The 21,876-nt window shown below is 57.1% G+C and carries 20 protein-coding genes and 1 pseudogene; 8 read left to right on the top strand and 13 right to left on the bottom strand.

Going from position 1 to position 21,876, the window contains the following annotated elements:
* Positions 1-135 precede the first annotated feature (135 nt).
* Positions 136-369, top strand: a pseudogene (locus IBX59_RS03785) (PhnE/PtxC family ABC transporter permease); the annotation flags it as partial.
* 96 nt (positions 370-465) lie between these two features.
* Here the strand turns inward: IBX59_RS03785 and IBX59_RS03780 are convergent.
* Together IBX59_RS03780 and IBX59_RS03775 are read right to left on the bottom strand one after the other, a co-directional pair.
* The gene (locus IBX59_RS03780; protein ID WP_296372556.1) at positions 466-4,950 is read right to left on the bottom strand and encodes a chemotaxis protein CheB; all 4,485 of its coding nucleotides are present in this window, start codon (positions 4,948-4,950) and stop codon (positions 466-468) included.
* Positions 4,951-5,035: 85 nt separating this feature from the next.
* Complete coding sequence (locus IBX59_RS03775; RefSeq protein ID WP_296372554.1) at positions 5,036-5,911, bottom strand: helix-hairpin-helix domain-containing protein; 876 nt, start codon at positions 5,909-5,911, stop codon at positions 5,036-5,038.
* On the opposite strand from IBX59_RS03775, the gene IBX59_RS03770 reads away from it, so the two are divergent.
* The 7 genes from IBX59_RS03770 (at position 5,885) to IBX59_RS03740 (ending at position 11,115) form a co-directional block, all read left to right on the top strand.
* Positions 5,885-6,340 carry a class I SAM-dependent methyltransferase gene (locus tag IBX59_RS03770; RefSeq protein WP_296372569.1) on the top strand — a complete coding sequence of 152 codons (456 nt, stop codon included), beginning with the start codon at positions 5,885-5,887 and terminating at the stop codon, positions 6,338-6,340. The two genes, IBX59_RS03775 and IBX59_RS03770, sit on opposite strands and share 27 nt — an antisense overlap.
* Positions 6,228-6,560, top strand: coding sequence for a class I SAM-dependent methyltransferase (locus IBX59_RS03765; protein WP_296372567.1), 333 nt, complete (start codon positions 6,228-6,230; stop codon positions 6,558-6,560). The genes IBX59_RS03770 and IBX59_RS03765 overlap by 113 nt, the downstream gene beginning before the upstream one ends.
* 83 nt (positions 6,561-6,643) lie before the next feature.
* Positions 6,644-7,171, top strand: a complete 528-nt coding sequence (locus IBX59_RS03760) for a universal stress protein (RefSeq protein ID WP_296372551.1) — start codon at positions 6,644-6,646, stop codon at positions 7,169-7,171.
* 429 nt (positions 7,172-7,600) lie between these two features.
* Positions 7,601-8,338 carry a phosphoribosyltransferase gene (locus IBX59_RS03755; protein ID WP_296372549.1) on the top strand — a complete coding sequence of 246 codons (738 nt, stop codon included), beginning with the start codon at positions 7,601-7,603 and terminating at the stop codon, positions 8,336-8,338.
* Positions 8,339-9,184: an erythromycin esterase family protein gene (locus IBX59_RS03750; RefSeq protein ID WP_296372547.1), complete on the top strand. Its 846-nt coding sequence runs from the start codon at positions 8,339-8,341 to the stop codon at positions 9,182-9,184.
* A 69-nt stretch (positions 9,185-9,253) separates the two neighbouring features.
* Positions 9,254-10,174: an MBL fold metallo-hydrolase gene (locus IBX59_RS03745; RefSeq protein ID WP_296372543.1), complete on the top strand. Its 921-nt coding sequence runs from the start codon at positions 9,254-9,256 to the stop codon at positions 10,172-10,174.
* Positions 10,171-11,115, top strand: a complete 945-nt coding sequence (locus IBX59_RS03740; RefSeq protein WP_296372542.1) for an MBL fold metallo-hydrolase — start codon at positions 10,171-10,173, stop codon at positions 11,113-11,115. Before IBX59_RS03745 ends, IBX59_RS03740 begins: the two co-directional genes overlap by 4 nt.
* 1 nt (position 11,116) lies before the next feature.
* Here the strand turns inward: IBX59_RS03740 and IBX59_RS03735 are convergent, their stop codons facing one another.
* The 11 genes from IBX59_RS03735 to soxY form a co-directional block, all read right to left on the bottom strand.
* Complete coding sequence (locus IBX59_RS03735; RefSeq protein ID WP_296372540.1) at positions 11,117-12,178, bottom strand: YeeE/YedE family protein; 1,062 nt, start codon at positions 12,176-12,178, stop codon at positions 11,117-11,119.
* 50 nt (positions 12,179-12,228) lie between these two features.
* Positions 12,229-13,449, bottom strand: coding sequence for a 5-aminolevulinate synthase (hemA, locus tag IBX59_RS03730; RefSeq protein WP_296372538.1), 1,221 nt, complete (start codon positions 13,447-13,449; stop codon positions 12,229-12,231).
* Between the two features lie 7 nt (positions 13,450-13,456).
* The gene (locus IBX59_RS03725; protein ID WP_296372537.1) at positions 13,457-13,888 is read right to left on the bottom strand and encodes a DUF302 domain-containing protein; all 432 of its coding nucleotides are present in this window, start codon (positions 13,886-13,888) and stop codon (positions 13,457-13,459) included.
* Between the two features lie 83 nt (positions 13,889-13,971).
* On the bottom strand, positions 13,972-15,234 hold the full coding sequence (locus tag IBX59_RS03720; RefSeq protein WP_296372535.1) for an NAD(P)/FAD-dependent oxidoreductase: 1,263 nt from the start codon (positions 15,232-15,234) through the stop codon (positions 13,972-13,974).
* Positions 15,235-15,255: 21 nt separating this feature from the next.
* The gene (locus tag IBX59_RS03715; protein WP_296372533.1) at positions 15,256-15,969 is read right to left on the bottom strand and encodes a c-type cytochrome; all 714 of its coding nucleotides are present in this window, start codon (positions 15,967-15,969) and stop codon (positions 15,256-15,258) included.
* Positions 15,969-17,153 (bottom strand): c-type cytochrome, encoded by a 1,185-nt coding sequence (locus tag IBX59_RS03710; protein WP_296372531.1) that lies wholly within the window; start codon positions 17,151-17,153, stop codon positions 15,969-15,971. The genes IBX59_RS03715 and IBX59_RS03710 overlap by 1 nt, the downstream gene beginning before the upstream one ends.
* A complete protein-coding gene (soxC, locus tag IBX59_RS03705) occupies positions 17,137-18,408 on the bottom strand; it encodes a sulfite dehydrogenase (protein WP_296372529.1) in 1,272 nt (423 codons plus the stop codon). Before soxC ends, IBX59_RS03710 begins: the two co-directional genes overlap by 17 nt.
* A gap of 14 nt (positions 18,409-18,422) precedes the next feature.
* Positions 18,423-20,126, bottom strand: a complete 1,704-nt coding sequence (soxB, locus tag IBX59_RS03700; RefSeq protein WP_296372527.1) for a thiosulfohydrolase SoxB — start codon at positions 20,124-20,126, stop codon at positions 18,423-18,425.
* Between the two features lie 101 nt (positions 20,127-20,227).
* Positions 20,228-21,073, bottom strand: a complete 846-nt coding sequence (gene soxA / locus IBX59_RS03695; protein WP_296372525.1) for a sulfur oxidation c-type cytochrome SoxA — start codon at positions 21,071-21,073, stop codon at positions 20,228-20,230.
* A 32-nt stretch (positions 21,074-21,105) separates the two neighbouring features.
* A complete protein-coding gene (gene soxZ, locus IBX59_RS03690) occupies positions 21,106-21,435 on the bottom strand; it encodes a thiosulfate oxidation carrier complex protein SoxZ (RefSeq protein WP_296372524.1) in 330 nt (109 codons plus the stop codon).
* A gap of 18 nt (positions 21,436-21,453) precedes the next feature.
* Positions 21,454-21,870 (bottom strand): thiosulfate oxidation carrier protein SoxY, encoded by a 417-nt coding sequence (gene soxY / locus IBX59_RS03685; RefSeq protein ID WP_296372522.1) that lies wholly within the window; start codon positions 21,868-21,870, stop codon positions 21,454-21,456.
* Between the last annotated feature and the right edge of the window lie 6 nt (positions 21,871-21,876).

Genomic DNA, 21,876 nt, shown 5'->3' with positions numbered 1-21,876 from the left:
ATAGGAAACCCTGATCCACCTTAACTGGGCTGCAATCTGGTCAAAAAAGCAGGACCACCTCTTGAGACGCCGTTCGGTCAGCGACGGTAAACCGCAGAAATCAATGGGGCAGGAACGGCGCATACGAACGATGCGATTGTCCCCCAGATCATGCCCGCCTTTTGGGGGATCGCCGTTTTTCGCTGGGATATCAATATCCGCGAAAGCACGATCCTTGGGCTGGTTGGCGCAGGCGGCATCGGCCTGAAACTACCAGCGTCGCCGAACACGCTGGCCTGGAGCCAGATCACGGTCATCCTGCTTTTGGTCCTTGCTACTGTCGTGCTGAGCGAACTGGTTTCCGCACGGATGCGCCACGCGATTATCTGATCGCCACGTCGCCGATCGCAGAATACCACAGGGGTGCATCCCATGCGCCAGCGCGGCCACGACACGCCGACGTGGCAAACATCAAACAGGCGGGATTCAATCCAGTTCTCGGCGCAGCGACCAAGCCAGTTGATAGAGGTTATAGGGTTTGCGCAGAATGTTATACTGCGCCGCCCGTTCCATCAGGCCGTTTCCAATTCCTTTGGCATATCCTGTTGCAAGCAGGATTTTCAGGTTTGGGTAAACCTGTCGGGCGCGTTCAGCCAAATCAAACCCCGACATCCCTCCGGGCATGACAACATCGGTCAACATCAGTTGAATGTTGGGGTTACCGTTCAGGACCGTCATTGCAGATGGTCCGTCTTCTGCGACAACAACCTGATAGCCCAATTCCTGCAGCCGAATACCCGTCAGGCGCCGGACCTGCGGGTCATCGTCCACAACAAGGATTGTTTCATTGTGGGATTTGGGAAGTTCTGCATGGGCACGCTCCATTTCCACTTGCCCCGCGCTTTCAATGACCGGTAAATACAGTGAAATCGTCGTCCCATAACCGACTTCGCTATAGATCGCGACGTGACCGCCCGACTGTTTTGCAAAACCATAAACCATGCTCAGCCCCAGCCCCGAACCGGCGCGCGGGCCTTTTGTCGTGAAAAATGGCTCAAACGCACGGTCTACGACCTCTGGCGGCATCCCTTGGCCGGTATCGGTCACATAGAGCGCCAAATAGGCCCCCGGTTTCAGGTCTATTTGCGTTGACGTATAATCCGAATCCAAATTCACGCAGCGCGTTGCAATGCTCAGAACGCCGCCATCAGGCATGGCATCGCGCGCGTTCAACGCAAGGTTCAGGATCGCATTTTCAACCTGCCCCTTGTCGGCCAGCGTCGGGCACAACTCGTCAATCAGCTTTGTTTCCAGCTTGATCTTGTCACCCAGTGTCCGCAAAATCAGCGGCACCATCGACCGGACAAGTTCGTTCAGATCAACAGGATTTGGAATGAGCGCCTGATTGGCGGAAAATGCCAGCAACTGCTTTGTCAGTTCCGCGCCAAGGTTAGAGGCATCCAACGCCTCTTGCAGCAGGGCGCGCGTGCCGTCATCGGTCAATTTCATATCCAGCAATTCCAGATTGCCGATAATAATGGTAAGCAGGTTGTTAAAATCATGGGCCATACCGCCTGTCAGTTGGCCGACAGCCTCCATTTTCTGGGCACGGCTCAAAGCCTCGCGGCGCTTCATGTCTTCGGTCAGATCATGAATGATACCGGTAAAGTATCGGGCACCTTCAAGCCACCATTCGGCAACCGTTAACCTGACAGGGATGATCTGGCCATCCTTGCGGACAGCCTGCGTTTCACGGCCTATGTCGATCACCCGTTTTTCACCGGTCGTCAGATAGCGGGTCATATAGCCATCATGCTTGCTGCGGTCCGGTTCCGGCATCAGGACGCTGACGTTCTTGCCAATGACTTCTTCAGCTGGAAACCCCAAGATCAACTCGGCCGCAGGGCTGAAACTTCCGATGATCCCTTTTTCATCTACCGTGACAATCGCTTCCGGTGCGGCATCGACAATCGCGCGCAGGCGGGCCTGCCGTTCTTCCAGATCGCGCTGCATCGTCAATAGGTCTGTCATGTCCTCGATCGCCAACAGGATCAGATCACTCTCAAGGCGGTTGCCTTCCAACCGGCGGGCATTTAGCACCATGGTCCTTGGACCAACCGCCGCGGTTTCAATGGTGATCTGATAGCTTTCTACTGTTGTCTGGTCGGGCAAGACCCGTTCCAGCAGATCACGCAGTTGCCGCTGATTCCACTTTGCGTTCTGCAATTGGAACAGGTTTTGCCCATCCGTCTGCGCCGGTATTGTCTGGAACATCTGGTGAAACGACCGGCTGGCAAGAACGATGTTGAAGTCTTTATCCAGCACCAGCAGCGGCTCGCGGATGGTGGCGATAATATTGTCGGAAAACCACTTTGCCTGTTCGTGTGCCTCTTGAATCTGCTTGATCTCGGTCACTTCGCTAAAGGTGATGACAACGCCGTTCGTCTGCCCGTTTTGCATTTTGTAGGGCAGGACGCGCCTGATATACCATGCGCCGCTGTCCGATTTTACTTCTACATCGACCGGGGACTGGCCGGCCATGACCCGCTGCGCATCTTTGATCAGCGCAGGATCATGCACCTTGCCCGTGATATCACCAAAGGGACGGCCCACATCAGTGGCGATCAGATTGAACAATTGTCGCATCGCGGGGGTGAACAGCTTGATCTTTAGATCACGGTCAAGAAACAGCGTGGCAATGCCCGCACTGAACAGCAAGTTGTGCAAATCATCTGAAAGAGCATGTTCTTCATCGACCTTTTGCTGCAACTGGGCATTCAGCGTGGTCAATTCCTCATTCAGCGATTGCAATTCTTCCCGGGACGTTTCCAGTTCTTCGTTTGTCGATTGAAACTCTTCGTTCATCGACATCGCTTCTTCATGCGTGGCCTTCAACTCTTCTGTCGAAAGCTCGAAATCCCGTATCGTATCCTGAAGATCCTGGCGGGTCGTCTCAAGCTCGGCTTCCAGTTGGCGATAGGCACAGCTGTCTTTTGGAACATCATCCAGCATCATGCTGGTGTCGGGCTGTACCTGATCGGAAAAGGCGACAAGGAACAGCCGCGCATCATCAATGGCCATGGGATGCACATCAATCCTGAACGTCACATTATCGCCGTCGCGGTTTACCACAGAAATGCGCGTTACATTCTTGTTTTGGTGAATGGCGGCCCGCACGGCGCTGCCCATTTGCGCACCAATCCCGTCGCGCGCCATCGCCAAGAGGTTCTGGTTTGCCTCTCCTGTCGGCACCTTGAGGTAACGGTCTGTCGGACCTTGGAAATAAAGGCATTCCATCCGCGCATTGATCAACACCGCAGCGGGCGCGTAGCGTTCGATCAAAAGTTTTTGGCTCAGGTCTGCCAAACGTCGGCTCGATTGCGGTTCAGTCGACTGCGGGGGCGGCACATGTGATTCCGCAAACATCCGGCGCGGCAAAGACAATTCATATGGCCGCTGCCCCAGCGCGGCCAGACGTTCATAAACCCTGTATTTTTTAGACTTTGGGCGAAAATAGATTTCGTGATTATTGGCTGTCTCCGATGGTCCCAGAAACAATATTCCGTGTTCATTCAGGGCGAAATGGAACATCCGGATAACCTGTTCCTGCGCATAAGGGTTCAGATAAATCAAAAGATTGCGGCAAGAGACCAGATCAATCTTGGAAAACGGCGCATCCGCCAAAATGTTTTGGTTTGTGAAAACAACCGCATCACGCAATGCAGGAATGACGCGATAGGTGTGATGGTGTTTGAAGAAAAACCGCGCCAGGCGGTCGGGATTGACCGCAGCCGCGATGGTTTCAGGGTAGATGCCGGCCCGGGCCACAGCAAGCGCATTTTCATCAACGTCAGATGCAAAGACCTGCAACTTGATGTCTTTGCCTGAATTGGAAATCGCCTCGATCAACAGCATGGCCAGCGAATAGGCTTCTTCGCCGGTGGCGCAGGCCGGGACCCAAACCCGGATCGGCGGACCGGCGGACCGGCCCGCAACCAGACCGGGCAGCACGTTCTGCGCCAGATAATCAAAGGTATCCGGATCGCGGAAAAACGACGTTACGCTGATCAAAAGATCACTGCAAAGGCGCATCACCTCGGTCGGATTGTCTTTTAACAGCGCAAGATATTCGTGCGAATCTTCCATGTGATGCAGCGCCATGCGGCGTTGGATCCGCCGCAGCATCGTGCCAGTCTTGTACATTGCGAAATTGATCGGAGTCGCGGCATTCAGGGTCGAAATGATCTGTTCCAATACCCTGCGTGCATTTTCACCCAATGCCTTGGCGGCGCGACCATCGGCGCTGTAGGGGTGCTTGGCGTATTTCGCGATGATGGCAGGCATGTCATCCACCGGCAAAACGTGGTCTGCCGCTTCGGTGGCAAGCGCGCTGCGGGGCATTCCATCATGTGCGGCCTCATCAGGGTCTTGCACCAGCACCAGCCCGCCGTGTTCTTTGATGCTCTGGCTGCCTTGCGCACCGTCACTGCCGGTTCCCGACAGGATGATCGCCACCGCATTTTGTTCCTGATCAGCGGCCAGCGACCGCAGGAAGACATTGATCGGCAATCGCACCCCATGTTGCGCGATCGGCTCTGTCAGGCGCAGGTGCCCTTTTTCAACCTGCAAAAACCATTTTGGCGGAATCACATAGACGTGGTTGGGCAAGATAGGGGTTTTATCCTGTGCAAAAACAACGGTCATGTCGGTCTGCTTGGCCAGCAGATCAACCATCAGGCTTTCATGGTCGGGGTCCGCGTGATGGATCACGACAAACGCCGCGCCACTTGTTGCGGGCATCGCATTGAGAAAACGGCTGAGGGCCTGCAACCCGCCAGCAGAGGCGCCAAGCCCAACAACCAACCCAGCGCGATTTTCAGCGTTGCGGGGTGGGGCCGCCGCAGGGGCCTTGGGGGTGTCGGTTGTCATGCCAGGCGTGCGGCGCGGTCGATTATCGTTCTTTTTCGCCATGCCACGTGCCCTTGGAAATCGAAGTGTTACCGCTTTACGATAAGCAGGTTTTCCGAGGTATGCCAGTTTTTCACATGCCGCAAAGTCACCGGATCGATCCGGCATGATAGGCCGCGCTAGCGGCCTCGTGGCCTCGCACCACGCGCTTGCCCGCCAACGGCCCACGCTGTTCGGTCACAACCGTGCATTGCCCCACTGCCGCGCTGTCCTTGTCATAGCGGATGACGACCCAATCATCGGTCCGGCCCAGTTGATGCGCCCGTTGGGTATTTGAAAACGTGGCTGTAAAATGCCAGTCGCCCCTTTGCGCATGCAGAATTGGCAACCAAGCTATTTTTGAGGGGTTGAACCGTTTCGGTGCGATCATCGGCAATAATCCGCCCTGCGCCCGCATCCGGTATTCACGGTCAATATCCAGCACCTTTGGCACCGGAGGCGGCAGCTGATCAGCCCCCGCACCAAGCATCCGCCGCCGCGCCAGCAAACCGTCCAACGCATAAAGAACGCTGCGCACACGGCGCGGCCCGAAACCTGCGACAGTGGCAAGCCTGCCGTCAAGAGCTGCCGCCTCCAGTGCCTCTAACGTGTCGATGCCAAGGTTTTCGTGAATCGCCGCAGCCAGTGCCGGCCCGATCGTTGGTATCACTTGAAACAACTTCTCGGGGTCCAGATCACCGCGCAACGTTTGCAACATGCGCAGATCCCCGGTTTGCAAAATTTCAACAATCGCTGCTGCAATCGACGGGCCGATCGTGGGTAATGCTTCCAGTGCGCGGGCACCCCCTTTGGCAAGCACGGCACTGACGGGCTGTGGCAATGTTGTCAGATATGTCGCGGCATCGCGGTAGGCCCTTATGCGAAACGGGTTGGCCTTCTGGCGGTCCAGCAATTCGGCAACCGTTTCCAGCTTGTCAGCGACCAGGCGGTTGTCAACTTGCAAAGCGCGCGCTGTCCCGGACATCTTGGACCCTTTCGAAAACCAGCCCTGTGTAACAGAGAAACATGTCCGGCATTTGACTTTGCTCAATTGCCCGTCGGTGCACTTTGTTATGGCCGCGCCAGCGCCGACAACCCGATCACAGCCTTGCGCAACGAGATGGACAGCCTGTTCGATTCATTTGGCAGTGAAATATTCGCCGGCGGAACGCAATTGTTTATCCAGTCGAAAGTCAGTGAAACCGACAGGGAATTTTGCGTCACTGAACCACCCCAACCGGCGCGCATCCCGGCAGAGGCGAAAAACCCCTGGATCAAAAAATATATCTTTCCCGGCGGCTATATTCCAACCTTGTCAGAAGGCATGCGCGCGGTCGAAAATACCCAGCTTTGGCTTGCCGACTTCGAGGGTATTGCGCCTGCATCACGCCTGTACCCTGCGCCACTGGTTTGATCGTTTCAACGCGAACCGCGATGCTGTCGCCGCGATTTATGATGAACGCTTTGTGCGGATGTGGCGATTTTATCTGGCCGCCAGCGAACAGACGTTCCGGCACGGCCAACAGGCCGTTTTCCAGTTGCAACTATCGCGCAAGATCGATGCGGTCCCTGCAACACGGGATTATCTTTATTCGCACCCCCGCCATCACGTCACCCGGCGGGCCACCGAATAAACCCGCATTGACCCTGATCAACCGGCAAACCGGCGGGTCCGTTAGCATCGTGCCAAAGCACCAGAACATGAAGGGAATCCAAAATGATCAAGAACCTTTTGGCGGCTTACGACGGATCTGACAACGGCCGTCGGGCGCTGGATGTTGCGGCAGAACTGGCAAAGTCACTGGATGCAAAACTGGTGATTGTGCATGTGCTGATGCAGGGACGCCCCGCCAAAGAATTGGCGCGCATGGCAGAGATCGAACATTTGGTGTCATCTGTGCCCGAGACCGATACCCCGGATTTCGTGCCAAGTGGTCGCACACCTTATGACTTTCTGGCCGCAAGCCGGTCAGAGGGGAAATCAATGCGCCTGATCGCAGCCCTTGGGGAACAGTTGACCACATACGCCAAAAACCGAAGCGAAGAACTGGGCGCGCGCCACGTCGAAACCATAGTGCTGGACGGAGACTTTGCAGATGAAATCCTTGAAGCTGCCGACGCGCACATGACCGACATGATCGTCATGGGGTCACGCGGGCTTGGCACTGTGCGGTCTGCAGTCTTGGGCAGCGTTTCGCAAAAGGTGCTGCATTCCGCTACACAGATCGTCGTCACCGTCAAATAACCAAGGGTCACAGCGTTATGGGATGATGTTCCAAATCTGGCGCAACTTGCCAATGCAATGGCGTGGTATGTCAAAATACGTTGCGATTTCATTGTCTGACATGCTCAGATCGACAAAGGTTTCCAATGTATTTCTGGGTGCGGGGCCCAAAGCGGCCACGTATCTACGCAGCTCTGTCGGAATCTCTTTTGAAATGCCCGATAACCGGCAACGCATGACGCCATCGCCAGAAATGACTTTATCTTGTAGAAAGGCGTGTTTCACAATCATCGGCGGATTTCCTTTGGCTGGAACGGTGCGCACTTACTTGTCAGCAGCGTGTCAGAAAAAATCGCACTCTGAATTGCGCCAGATCAAAAACCGTCGCTTATGCCCTGCCATCAGCGAGAAAACGCCGAGTGGATACGCGCCAGATTTCCGGTAATTGATTTGAGCAAGATCAACCCGCCCGGCCTGTCGCGGTGGCATCATTTTTACATGGCAGACCATTATCTCAGATTTGCGGATCGGACCGATGCAGGGCGGCAGTTGGGCGAGAAACTGGCCGGAATGAAACTGGTTGATCCAGTGATCTATGCCTTGCCGCGCGGTGGTGTGCCGGTGGCAGCACAGGTTGCCCACATGCTGCATGCGCCGCTTGACCTTATTTTGGTGCGCAAGATTGGCGCCCCCGGCAACCCCGAAGTTGCTTTGGGGGCGATTGCCGAAGGCAGCAACCGGATCGAGATGAACGAACATATCCGCCAGATTTCCGGTGCCACCGATACATTCATTCGCCGCGCCCAAGCCCAGCAGCTTGCCGAACTTGACAGGCGCAAGGAACGGTATCTAGGCGACCGCCCGCGTGAAAACCCCGCAGACCGCACCGCCATCGTGATTGATGACGGGCTGGCCACCGGTGCCACAATGAAAGCCGCCCTGCGCGCGCTGAAAGATCAGGGCGCACGCCGCATTGTCGTTGCCTTGCCTGTCGCCCCGGAAAGCGCCCTTGCAGCGTTGACCGGGCTGGCGGATGATATCGTTTGCCTGTTGCGCGCCCGGCTTTTTCGGGGCGTTGGCGCATTTTACCGTGATTTTCGCCAGTTGACCGATGAAGACGTCATCCGTCTGATGGCGCAATTCCCAGCAAACGGCGGCAAAGCCGCGCGCATCATCAGCCAGCGGTAGGTGGCCATTCCACCGGTCGCACTGACTGGCGAACTGACTGTGCCCAAGCATGCGCAAGGCATCGTGGTCTTTGTGCATGGTCGTGGTTCCAGCCGACTAAGCCCGCGCAACCAGCGCGTTGCCATAGACCTGAACGCGCGTGGCGTTGCGACACTTCTGTTCGACCTCTTGACAGAGCAAGAGGCGCAGGACCGCCGCAATGTCTTTGACATCCCCCTGCTGGCCGAACGCGTGGTCGAGGCGATGGTCTGGATCAGTTCGGAAACGTATATCGCCGATTTGCCTGTCGGGCTGTTCGGGGCCAGCACAGGGGCCGCGGCGGCGCTGGTCGCTGCGGCGAAATTGCGCGGCAGGGTGGCGACAGTCGTGTCGCGCGGGGGGCGGCCCGATCTGGCAGAAAACTTCCTGCATCAGGTGCAATCGCCCAGCCTGCTGATCGTCGGCAGTCTTGATCACGATGTGATCGCGCTGATCGGGTTCGGCACCGCAGCGGGCACCGTTGCAGCCGCGTCCGACTGGGACGGACCGATGGAAATGAAAACCGCCCGCCCCCCATTGGCTGACAGTATCGAGACGCTGTGCCACGCCATCGACATGGACAGGTTCCTGTTCGATTTTCGCAACCCCGGCAACGATGCGATGCGCCGGGTGCTGTCCGCCCCACGCCTTGAACGCTATATCGGCGTGATTTACCGCCCTGATACCGAACGCTCGCGCCATTATAGCCTTGCCAGCCTGTCCGCCCAATACGATGCCTTTGTCTGGTGCGACACAACAAAGGCGGTCACACCGACCCCGGTGCTGGCAGGCAATGGAGAGGAAGAAACGTTTCCTTTCGGGCTGTAGGCAGCGTCAAATCTGTTCCCTTTTGATTCCGGTAATGATAGCATTCAAAAATCGGAATATGAGGACATCATGAAACTGACACGCCGCACATTGCTGCAAGGTGCCGCTGCCGCAGCGCTGCCCCTTGCCATGCCACAACTTAGTTGGAGCCAGACAACCTTGTCGGGTGACGGGCGCAGGCTTGATACGCTTAGCGATGGCAATCTTGTGCTGCCCAGATCCTTTGCACTGGGGGATATGCCGCCAGATCAGGCGAAAGATATTCTGACGAAATACGGGATCACCGGCGATGTGCTGGAACCCGACTGCAATGTCACGCTGTTGCGCACCGCCGACCGGGTCGTGCTGTTCGATGTGGGGTCCGGCCCCGATTTCATGCCAAGCGCCGGCAAGCTGGCGGATGCATTCGATGCGCTGGGGGTGAACCCTTTTGATGTGACCGACGTGGTGTTCACCCATGCCCACCCCGATCACCTGTGGGGTCTGCTGGATGATTTCGACGATCTGAATTTTCCCGATGCCACCTATTACATGGGGCAGGCCGAATGGGATTACTGGACCGACCCCGACACCGTGAACACGATTGAAACAGGCCGCCAGACCTTTGCCGTAGGGGCCGCCAACCGGCTGGCCGAACTGTCGGATCGGATCAACCTGTTCACCGACGGGGCCGAGGTTCTGCCCGGTGTCGCGGCCCGTGCCACCCCCGGCCACACACCGGGGCATATGGCGTTCGAGGTGCGCATCGGCAACGAAAGCGTGATGATCGTGGGCGACAGCATCGTGAACCACCATCTGGCGTTTGAACGGCCCGCATGGCTTTCCGGCTCGGATCAGGACGGCCCGTTGGGTGCCAAAACGCGCCTGTCGCTGCTGGATCAACTGGCGACCGACCAGATGCGCCTGATCGGTTTTCACCTGCCCGGTGGCGGTCTGGGCCGTGCCGAGCGGCAAGGTGATGGATATGTTTTTGTAAGCGAGGGCGCATGATGCGAATGACAGCCCTTTTCATCCTGATGGCCAGCACGGCAATCGCCAATGAAAACATCCCCGATCAATACCCCGGTTCATTGCTTTACAGCGCGCCGGTCGAATTCATCCCCGGCGTGTTTTCTGCCATTGGCGCCACAGCACCCGCCACTTATGACAACGCCGGCCACAACAACAACCTGAGCTTTATCGTCACTGGCAAAGGCGTTGTGGTTGTCAATGCGGGCGGGTCTTACGGATTGGCCGCCGCCCTGCACGCAGAAATCAAGGCGCGCACCGATGAACCGGTCGTGGCGGTCTTTAACGAAAACGGTCAGGGCCATGCGATGCTGGGCAACGCCTATTGGGTCGAACAGGGCGTGCCGATCATCGCCCATGTCGATGCCGCCGCCGCATTCGCTGACCGTGGGTTTCAAAGCCTGCAATCGTCCGAACAGGTGATCAAAGAGCGGAGTGCAGGCACCACTGTCGTTGCACCAACCCAGACCTTCACCGATGCTTACACGTTGGAACTGGGCGACTACCTGATCGAGGCGCGCTATCTTGGCCCCGCTCACAGCCCCGGCGATATCGTGGTCTGGCTGCCAAACCAAAGCCTTGTGATTTCAGGTGACATGGCGTTTCACGAACGGATGTTGCCGATTTTCGAAGACACCTACACCCGTGACTGGCTGGAAACCTGGGACACTGCCTTCGAGCCGCTGAACGCGACCTACGTCATCCCCGGCCATGGTCACCCCACCAACATGGATCAGGTCCGGCTGTATACCAAAGGCTATCTGGAACACCTGCGCAATCAGGTCGGTAATCTGATCGACGAAGGTGGTGGTCTGGCCGAGGCGTATTACGTGGACCAGTCTGCATATACCCATCTGGACACGTTTGAGGAACTGGCAACCCGCAACGCGGGCCGCGTTTATGAACAGATGGAATTTGAATAAATCAGACCATCTTCCTTTTGGGGGCATGTGAAACAATCCTGTGCGTAATCATCGCGCCCAGCCACATGGCCCCCACCGCGACCCATGCCGTCAGCGCAAATATCGCCCCCCCCGACATGCCCGCGCCCACAGCACAGCCACCGGCCAACATGCTGCCAAACCCCATCAGCGCGGCGCCGATCAAATAGACTTCCATCGGGTTATCCGGGCCAAATCTTTGGATTTTCATTTCTTTGGTCAATAGGGCCATGCCCCCGGCCCCCACAAAAACCCCCGGCACCAAGCCCACGCCAAAGACCAATGGCAGCGTCGGGCTGTTGATCAGCCCCATCAGCGTGTCCGTTGCAGGGCCGGTGAATGTGATGGATGACACCGCCACCACCGCGAACGAATTGATGGACACGGTATAGGTCGCAAGCCAGCCCAATGCCACTGCCAGCCCGACACCCGCCGCCGCCGCGATTTTGCTGGCTTGCACCTGCCTGCCGGCCGCGAAGACCAGTGCCGCGACAAATACGCCCCCCCCGATCAGCGCCATCGCGCCGGATGTCAGCCCCAATTGCGCCAGCAAATCCCGCGCGGCCCCACCGGGAACGGACCACAGGTTTGAAATCGCCTCGCGCGCGGGCGACAGCGCGCCCCGCAGGGCCGATTGCGCAACCAGCGTCAGCACCAGCCCCGTGACAAGTGCGCGCAGATTGCCCGTGGCAGACAGCACCAACAACCTGCTGGCGCAACCGCGCGCAAGGATCATGCCAACACCAAACATCAGCCCGCCGATGATTGCCCCCGACATGCTGCCGGTGGCGGCCAGTTGCCGGCTTTGGCTGACGTCAAGCCAGCCTGCCCAGATCGCTGTTTGCACAGCAACCACACCAGCAGAAAAAGCCACCAGCCAGATCGCCAGACGCGGGCCGAAATGCCCCTCGGCCAACTCAACAGTGGCCGCGCGCAGGCAAAATCGCGAATGCTGGGCCGTGGCCCCGAAAAAGACCCCGACAAGTGCGCCCAGCGCAACCAGAACAGGGCCTTCACCGTAGGTCTCGATGATGTACTCAAACATGATTTCAGACTACCCCCAAGGCGCAGACCACGCATTGGCGTGTGTCAAACCTATTGCGCAGCCATCGGCATACGCGCCAACTGGCACTGCGCCCAAAGTGTTTCCAACGCACTGACCAGATGCGCGATATCTGCCTGACTATGCACCGGCGACGGGGTGATGCGCAGCCGCTCTGTGCCCTTGGGAACAGTGGGGTAGTTGATCGGCTGAATATAGATGCCGTAATCAGCCATCAGGATATCGGACAGGTATTTGCATTTCACCGGATCACCCACCATCACCGGGATGATATGGCTGGGGTTGTCGATATGCGGAATGCCGATCGCCGCAAGCCGGGCGCGGACGTCGGCCACTTTGGCCTGATGGGCGTCGCGTTCAGCCTGACTGGTTTTCAGGTGCTTGATTGACGCAGTAGCCCCGGCAGCGATTGCTGGCGGCAGCGCCGTGGTAAAGATAAACCCGCTGGCAAACGACCGCACAAAATCGCAAATTGCCGCCGACGCGGCGATATAACCGCCCATCACGCCAAAGGCCTTGCCCAGCGTCCCTTCGATAACATCGATCCGGTGCATCAGCCCTTCGCGTTCGGCAATGCCACCACCGCGCGGACCGTAAAGACCGACGGCGTGCACCTCGTCCAGATAGGTCATTGCGTTGTATTTTTCTGCCAGATCGCAGATTTCCGCCATGGGGGAAATATCGCCATCCATCGAATAGACGCTTTCAAAGGCGATCAGCTTGGGCCGGTCCAGCGGTTGCGCGGCCAGCAATTCTTCAAGATGTGCCACATCATTGTGCCGCCAGATCTGGCGTTCTGCCTTGGAATGGCGGATGCCTTCGATCATACTGGCATGGTTCAGCGCGTCTGACAGCACCAGGCAATCCGGCATCTTCGACGCCAGCGTGCCAAGGGCCGCCCAGTTCGACACATAGCCGGATGTGAACAGCAAAGCCGCCTCTTTGCCATGCAGATCGGCCAGTTCAGCCTCTAGCAGCACATGGTTGTGCGTGGTGCCTGAAATGTTGCGCGTCCCACCGGCCCCTGCGCCAACCTGATCCAATGCATCATGCATCGCGGCAATCACATCAGGATGCTGGCCCATACCCAGATAGTCGTTTGAACACCAGATCGTCACATCGCGGGTCTTGTCCCCGTGGTTGGTGGCCTGCGGAAACGCACCGCGATGACGTTCGAGATCGGCAAAGACCCGGTAATTGCCTTCCTCTTGTAGCCGGCTCAACGCGGCCTCGAAAAAATTGTGATAGTTCATCGTTGCCCTATTCGCCGATAGCGTCGTGTGCGATGTCATCAAGAAGCGCCTGCACCTTTTGCATTTCGCCTGCGGGATAGTTGCGGTAACCGACCATGACTTCACCTTCACGTTCGGCGACAAAAATACCATATGGGCAATGCGCGATGTTCATGTAATCAGTCTCCATCACTTCACGCGAAAGTTGTGCCGAACAGAACAAAAACACATTCGCCGCATCGAAAATCGTCACATCACTGCCCACATCGGCCGCCGTGCGGTTCATCATCTCACCAACGTGGCTGACGTAATCTATCACAAGCCCCTTGCCGATAATGGCGTTTTCAACAGCAAAGGTCGCATCTGCAAAACTGCCGTCAAATGGGTAGGTGGTTGCATCTTGTGCCACTGCTTGTCCGGCCAGCAGCGCAATAGCAGCGGAAATGAGAAATTTTTTCATGGTGGTGTATCCTACTATTCTGTTTTGTTGGTAGCGGCTTGTTCAGATCCGGGCCCTGATCTGGATCAAAGCCCTGATAAATTTCAACCAAAAATGTCAACCGTGATCCCTTCATACCAACCGATCGATTCACGATAGGTTGCCGCACGCAGTTCGGCGCTTTCGCCGATCTCACTGATAAAACCGTTCACGGTTGCGATCTTTTCAGGGGTCGCTTCGTATGTGGCCCCGACCTTTACCCCGTTGTCCGTATCAATCAGCGACCAGCATGTATTGGCAAAACGGGCCGGAAACACGGTGGACCCGGTCAGCGCACCGCGCACAGCATTGGCGCAAACCTTGGCCTGACTATTGGCGGCATAGCCCGATTTCGGCATGTCACCCTGCGCTGCGGCATCGCCCAACACATGGATATTGCTATCCATTTTTGAAGACATGTCGTGCGCATTCACAGGGGCCCAATTGCCTTCGGTGATGCCGGCAATCTGTGCGATCCGGCCTGCCTTCATGGCAGGGATGACATTGCAGACGTCAATGCGGTTCACATCGCCGTCGATTGAAATGGTCATCGCGACGGGGTCAACTTCGACATTACCGCCACCAAATTCGGGGCCTACCCGCTCGATCATACCGGCATAATTTGCCGCCCAGCCTTCCTCAAACAGGCCCTGTTTGGAAAAGTTCGCCTTGGGATCGGCGACGATAATCTTGGCGGTCGGGTTCACCTGTTTCAGCAGATGCGCCACCATCGACACCCGCTCGTATGGGCCGGGGGGGCAGCGGTATGGGTTGGGTGGGGCGACCATCGCAAAGGTGCCCCCTTCGGGCATGGCCAGGATTTGTGCCTTGAGAAGTTCAGTCTGCGATCCGGCCTTATAGGCATGCGGCATCACATTTTGTGCGGACACGTCCCAACCCTTGACGGCGCCATCGACGAAATCAATCCCCGGCGACACAATCAACCGATCATACGGCAGCACACCACCACTGGCCAGCGTCACCGTCTTTGCATCGCGATCAACGGCCACGGCCCAATCATGGACCACGTTGATGCCATATTCAGCGGCCAATGTGCCATAGCTGTGGCCCAGCGAATTCATCTCGCGGAAACCACCGATATACAGGTTTGAGAAAAAACATGTGTAATACGCGCGGCTTGGCTCCACCAACGTTACATCAATCGCACCATCACTGTCCTTGGCGATATAGCGCGCGGCGGTCGCGCCGCCCGCACCCCCGCCGATGACAACAACCCGAGGGCGCCCCTGCGCGCGCAGCATTGGCGTGCTTATTACGCCAGATGTAGCGACAACGGCGCCAATAAAAGTTCTTCTGTTCAAAGGCATTATTTTATCTCTCCCGGTTTGTCAGACCTTTTGGTCGATCCGTTCAAAATACGCCGCAAGTGCTGCTATCTCTTCTGTGGACAAGCGCCCCGCCATCATTTGCATCACCGGGTGTGCCCGCACGCCATCCTTGTATGCATGCATGGCAATGACAAAATCCTCTGCCCGCCAGTTCGTGATCGAAGGAATCCCGTCGCTTGCACCGCTTTTTTGATGGCAGGATGTGCATTCGCCCGACAGATATTCGCCATAAGCCGGATCCCCCACCACCGCGAGAACCTCGGGCGCGACAGCATGGTCAACTGCGCGGGCCGTGGGCGCCGCTTCGGGGATATTCATTGGACTGTCAGAAAAGACCCGCAGATAGGCAACAAGATCATCGCGGTCCTGCTGGTCGGGCATTCCACGAAAGCTCATCCGGGTGTTCGACACCAATGTGCGCGGATTTTCGATGAACGCATCCAGTGTGTCGTAGTTCCACGCCAGACCAACAGCCGCCGCACGGGAAAGGCCATTGGAGTAACGAAAGCCTTCGACCGCGCCTGCAGCGCGGTCAAAGATGTGGTTCAGTTGGGGGCCAATCCGGTTTTCAGCCCCTTCGCCAATTTGGTGACAGCCCGAACATTGCCTGAATAATGCCTCACCACGGGTCGGATCACCACCAGCTTCGGCACCAACTTGCGTCGCAGTCGTCAGGCCGATTAGCGCAAAAGCAGTAAGCCGTTGAAACACCATCAGTCTGCAAAGCTTTCCAGATAGGCGATCAGCGCCGCGATCTCGTCATCATCGCGGACCCCACGGAATGACATCCGCGTGCCCGACATGGCCTGACGGGGGTTGGCCAGAAACGCGGAAAGGCGTTCTTCTGTCCATATTTCGCCGGCGCCAGCTGCATCGGCAAACACGTTGGAATACCGGAATCCGTCAACCGATCCGATCGTTCTGCCCAACATCCCGTTCAGGACTGGACCGGTCCGGTTCACGGCACCATCGCCAACCTGGTGGCAAGCCTGACATTGCCGGAAAGCGGCCTCTCCTGCCGCGATCAACGCAGGATCGGCGGCATGTGGTGCTTCGGCAGCTTCGGCAACAGCGGTTTCAGGTTCAGCCGCTGGTTCCGGTGCGGTTTCGATCACAGCAGCCTGTATTGCCGTTTCTTCGGTGTCAGGCGTCACGTCGATCACGCTGGCATGCATCGTGATCTCGACACTGTCTTTGCAGTTCTCCATGCAGATGTCGGCAGACACGAAAATCGGCAGCTCTGTTTCAGCACGATCATCCATGAAGAAATTGTCAGCATTTGGCATGTCAACTTCCAGGAAATTCGCGTTGCTCAGTTCGAAATCATCATCGACCAGATCGTTCAGATACAACAGATATGCCGTGATCGCGTAAACCTCATCCGGTTCAAGCGATTGCGCCTCGCCGAACGGCATCGCCCGGTAAACATAGTCATAAACCGTCGATAGATATGGCCAGTATGACCCGATCGTCTTGACCGGATCGTCATGTTCCAATGTGCCCTGTCCCCCGGCAAGCTGTGGCCAACGGCCCCGTGCTTCGCCAAAGTCGCCATGACAGACCGAACATTTTTCGATGTAAATTTCTTCGCCCGTGAACACATCGCCGCTGCCAACAGGCAGACCCTGGCCATCAGGACGCACATCAATGTCCCAAGCGGCAATTTCCATGGGCATGGCGGCGCGGCCAAGACCCAGACCGCCTTGGGGCAAGCTGACCGGTGTTGGTTCAATCACCGCAGGTGTTGCCGTTTCCTGTGCCTGCGCAGGATGAATAAATGCGCCCCGCACGGGTGCGGGTATATCCACCACGAACTGATCGGCCAGAAAATATGCCATCGTCAGAACAGACGCGGCCCCTGCACTTGCCGGTGCGAAAATCTTAAGAAATTTCGACATTTTCAGCCACCCCTTGTTCGTCCACGGCCCAGGTTTGAATGCCGTTGTTGTGATAGATCGAGTTTTCGCCACGGACCGTGCGCAACTGGTCCTTGGTTGGTTGCACATAGCCGGTGCTGTCATGCGCGCGGCTTTGCAGCAGCATCGGTTTGCCGTCCCACTGGATGTCCAGATAGAACCGATGCATGGATTTATCGAGCGACGGGCCAGAGATGCGCGCCTGTTGCCAGTTGATGCCACCATCGGTTGTTACATCGACGCGCGGGATCGTGCCGCGCCCTGACCATGCCACACCACTGATGGTCAGCGGACCGGGGCCGTGGCTGATGGGCATCTGCGGGCTGGGGCTGGTGATGACGGATTTCGCATCCATTTCCCATGTGAACCGCCGTGCCTGACCATTGGCCAGAAGGTCGGTGTATTTGCTGGTTTCTTCGCGGTGGTGCCATGGTTCATCGCCCACTTCGATGCGGCGCAACCATTTCACCCACATGTTGCCTTCCCAACCGGGGACGACAAGGCGGACGGGGTAACCCTGTTCGGGGCGCAATGCCTCGCCGTTCATCTTGAACGCGACAAGACAATCATCCAGCGCCTTTTCCATCGGAATGGAACGGGTCATGCCAGAAGCATCGGCACCTTCGGTCAGCAGCCATTTGCCGTTTGTCTTGACGCCAGCCTCGGCCAGCAGCAGACGCAGGGGCACACCGGTATACATCACGTTATGGATCATACCGTGGGTGAACTGGCAGCCGTTCAACTGCGAACCCGCCCATTCCATGCCCGTGTTGGCGGCGCATTCCAGGAAATAAACATGGTTTTCGCGGGGAAAACGCATCAGGTCTTGCAGGGTAAAGACAAGCGGGCGATCCACCAGACCGTTGATCATCAAACGGTATTCAGCTGGGTCAACCTCGGCCACGCCTGAATGGTGCCGTTCAAAGCACAGGCCATTTGGCGTGATGATCCCGTCCAATTCATGCAACGGGGTAAAGTTGATCGAGCTGACAGGATCAGCCGTCAACCATGGCACGTTCTGGCGACGCACATGGGCCTCGAACTTGGATGGCATCCCATATGGGGCCTCGTCCACGCCGGCACCCAGAAACTGGCTCCATGGCTTTTTTTCAAGGATAGCGGGTTCACCTTCGGCACGGGCAGCAGTTGCCCCGCCAACGATGGCCGCACCACTGGCGGCCGCACCCCGCAGGAAATTCCGCCGCGACGGTTTCATACCTTTGAATTGATCAATCATCTCATGTCCTCTTTTTACGCGCCAACGACCTGCACGGACGTATTGGGCGCGACAGAAACTGTGCCCTTTTCACGGATATGGTCCTCGACAACATCCCAGACCTGCGGCCCTTCGGTGCCTTCATTCACGCTCGCCCAACCGGCGACCATATAGTTCTTTGCCGGGTCGATCGCCTCGCCCGTCTTGAGAATCGTCATCGCGCTGATGCGCGACCCCATCGGTTTGGTAATGTCGATCCGGTAGCCCATGCCACCGATGCGCACCATGTCCCCGCCCTGTTGGTAATAGGGGTCAGGGTTGAACAGGTTGTCGGCCACATCTTCCAGAATGGTGTGGATGAATTCACCCGTCATTTCTGTGCGATAGGCCTTGCCATAAGTCATCGACGTGACATTCCAGATATCTTCGCGGGTGATATCCTGACCGGGCATGATCGACGGCCCCCAGCGCACACCGGGCGACATGGAAATATCAGCCTCGCGTTGTTCGATCAGCGCCTCGCAGATCAGATCATCCCACGATCCGTTAAAGTTGCCGCGACGGAATAAAACGGTGTCATCCGCAGTCTTGCCAATCACCTCGGTCAGGGCATCGGCAAAGGGGGCGCGCTCTGCCTCGATGGCGGCGGCGACGTCTTGATCGGGGGTGATCACGTCGGAAAAGATCGGGATCAGCTTGTGGCGGAAACCCATCATGCGACCATCACGCACATCCAGATCGACGCGGCTGATGAATTTACCGTTCGACCCCGATGCGATGATGATGGTGTCACCCACCAGCACCGGTTCGGGCAGCGCGTCATGGGTGTGACCGGCAAGGATCACATCAATACCGGTGACACGTTCGGCCATCTTTTTATCGACGTCGAAACCGTTATGCGACAGGCAAACCACCAGTTCGGCGCCCTTGCTGCGGACTTCGTCCACCATGGCCTGCATGTTCTGGTCGCGGATACCGAATGAATATTCCGGGAACATCCAACCGGGGTTCGCGATGGGCATATAGGGAAAGGCCTGCCCGATCACGGCGATATTCACACCACCCCGTTCAAAAAACTTGTAAGGCGCGAAATCCTCGGCGGGTTCATCCCATTCAGAATCAAAGATGTTCTGCCCAAGCGCCGCAAACGGCAGATCATTCACGATATCGCGGACCCGGTCAGACCCCAGCGTGAATTCCCAGTGGAAGGTCATCGCATCGGGTTTCAGCAGGTTCATGACGTTGACCACATCCTGCCCTTGGGTCTGATAGCAGGTGTATGACCCGTGCCATGTGTCACCGCCATCCAGCAGCAACGCATCGGGGCGCGCGGCGCGGATGTTGTTGATCACGGTCGCGCAGCGGTCGATCCCGCCCATCTTGCCATAGGTTTGGCCAAGCGCTGCAAAATCATCATAAGTCAGGGCATAATGCGACGGGCTGCCATCCTCGATCCCATACAGCCTGCGGAAATCCGCGCCCGTGATGTGCGGCACATGCCCCTTGTTGGACCCAACGCCAAGGTTGATTTCCGGTTCGCGGAACCAAACCGGCTTTAGCTGAGCGTGAATGTCAGTGATATGGATCAGCGATACGTTCCCGAAGGTGTCAAAATCAAGCAGTTGGTCCTGGCTCAGGGCCTGTTGTGCGGCCAAACGGCCCCAGTTGCCAAAGCCAGAGGCCCCGACAATGGCAGATGCAGCCATGCTGGCCTGCAGGAAATCACGACGAGAGATCATTGGTCTTGCCCCATATTTCAGTCATCACATGCGAAAAACTGAATGTTTTAAGATAATCAAAAGCCCGCTGCCGGATATCGGCAACGGGCCTAACACAGTGTTTAATTACGAACGGACGGACCTTCGACGGACAGGCCGTTACCACGTGATGCAACATAAAGTTCAAGCGCAATGAACTCTTCCGAACCGACAGCATAGGTTTCCGCGCGTGTATCGCGGATGCACCCACGGAAACGCGTCTGCGCCCCGTTCAGCCGTGCGTTTTTCAAACGATATGTCGGAAAGCCGTTGATCTGCCCTTGGCTCAGATGGTCTGCACGAATGTTGTTGCCATAGTTTTCTTCGTGGCAATTTGCACAAGACAGATCCAATTGGCCGAACCGGGAATAATAGATTTCCTTACCCAGCTCAAAGGTCGCCGCAACAGGCCCATCAATAGCGACATTCACAGGGTTGCCACGTGCCACCGACGACAGCAGTGCTTCCATGTTCAAAAGCTCTGCACTATCGTATTTCCACGCTTCGGCACCCATCTGTTCCGTCCGGCAGCCGTTCACCTGCATGGCAAGTGTCCGCACTTCTTGTGCCTGATCATTCCATTTGGGATATGTGCCGCGTGCGTCAGCCAGAGATTCAGGTTCTCCGTGGCAGTCAGCACAAGACTTTTCTGCACTGCCTTCAACACGTGTCCACTTTTCCCGCGCTTCATCGGCAAACAGCATGGCGGGGTTTTCAAAGTCGTCCATCTGAAGCGCTTGCGTTTCATCTGCACGGAAAACCCAGCCCGAATAGATGGTGCGCAGACCATCTACATGCGCGGGCGCTTCGGCACGAACTGTGATCTCAATCTCATCATTGATGATCAGGTCTGCATCTTCGTCAGCAGCGACCGGACCTGCGGCCAACAAGGCGATTACTGCAACACCTGACTTGATTAACGTCTTCATATACATTGACCCTCCCGGCAATGTTGCGGCCTTTAGCTGACCGCAATCTCTTTGGTGTCGGTATAAACGTCGCCGTCGTCATCATACCAGGTGAACGCGAACGTTCCCGATTCCGGCACAACCGCTTCAAATTCGAAATACGGGTTGGTCGAAATTGCAGGCTCTAGCGTCACGTCGATCACGACCTCGCCATTGAACGTGCAGGTAAAGCGGTTGATGATCGAACGCGGGATGACGTTGCCGTCTCCGTCCTTGCGCTGACCCGATTCCATGGGGTGACTGATCAGCGTCTTGATCGTGATCACCTCGCCCGCAGTCGCATCGCGCGGGACGCGGACGCGGGGTGTTACATTCTCTGCCATTTCTTTCGATCCTCTAAGTTAGCCGCCGCAGCCGCCAATTGTGACTTTTACTTCCTGTTTGGCCTGCACAAAGCTGCCATCAGGCATACGGGCAATCGCGATCACGTCCTGCGTGCCGGCAAGACGGACGCGGGTGGATGCGTGTTGTGTCGCAGCAAGAGGGCCAAAGTTGAACGTCGCAACAGCCGGTGTCGGGTTGCCAGCGGCCAGCACCAAAATGGCGGCTGCGCCGGGTGCGTTCACTTCGATCGGCACCGTATTGCCGTTTTCAGCGATTTCTGGGGCTGTCAGCGTGATGCCGCCAGCGCCAATCTCTGCGCCGCCGGTAAAGGCTGCGATGGCATCTTCAGTGGCGCCAAAACTTGCCATGGGCAACATTGCCGCAGCAGCGGAACCCATTGCCAGCATCAGCGTGTGTCTACGCGTCAGTTTCATGATTTC

Origin of the sequence: Yoonia sp. (assembly GCF_014859355.1) — a bacterium.
Taxonomy (GTDB): Bacteria; Pseudomonadota; Alphaproteobacteria; order Rhodobacterales; family Rhodobacteraceae; genus Yoonia.
This window is presented reverse-complemented; position numbering and strand designations above follow the sequence as displayed.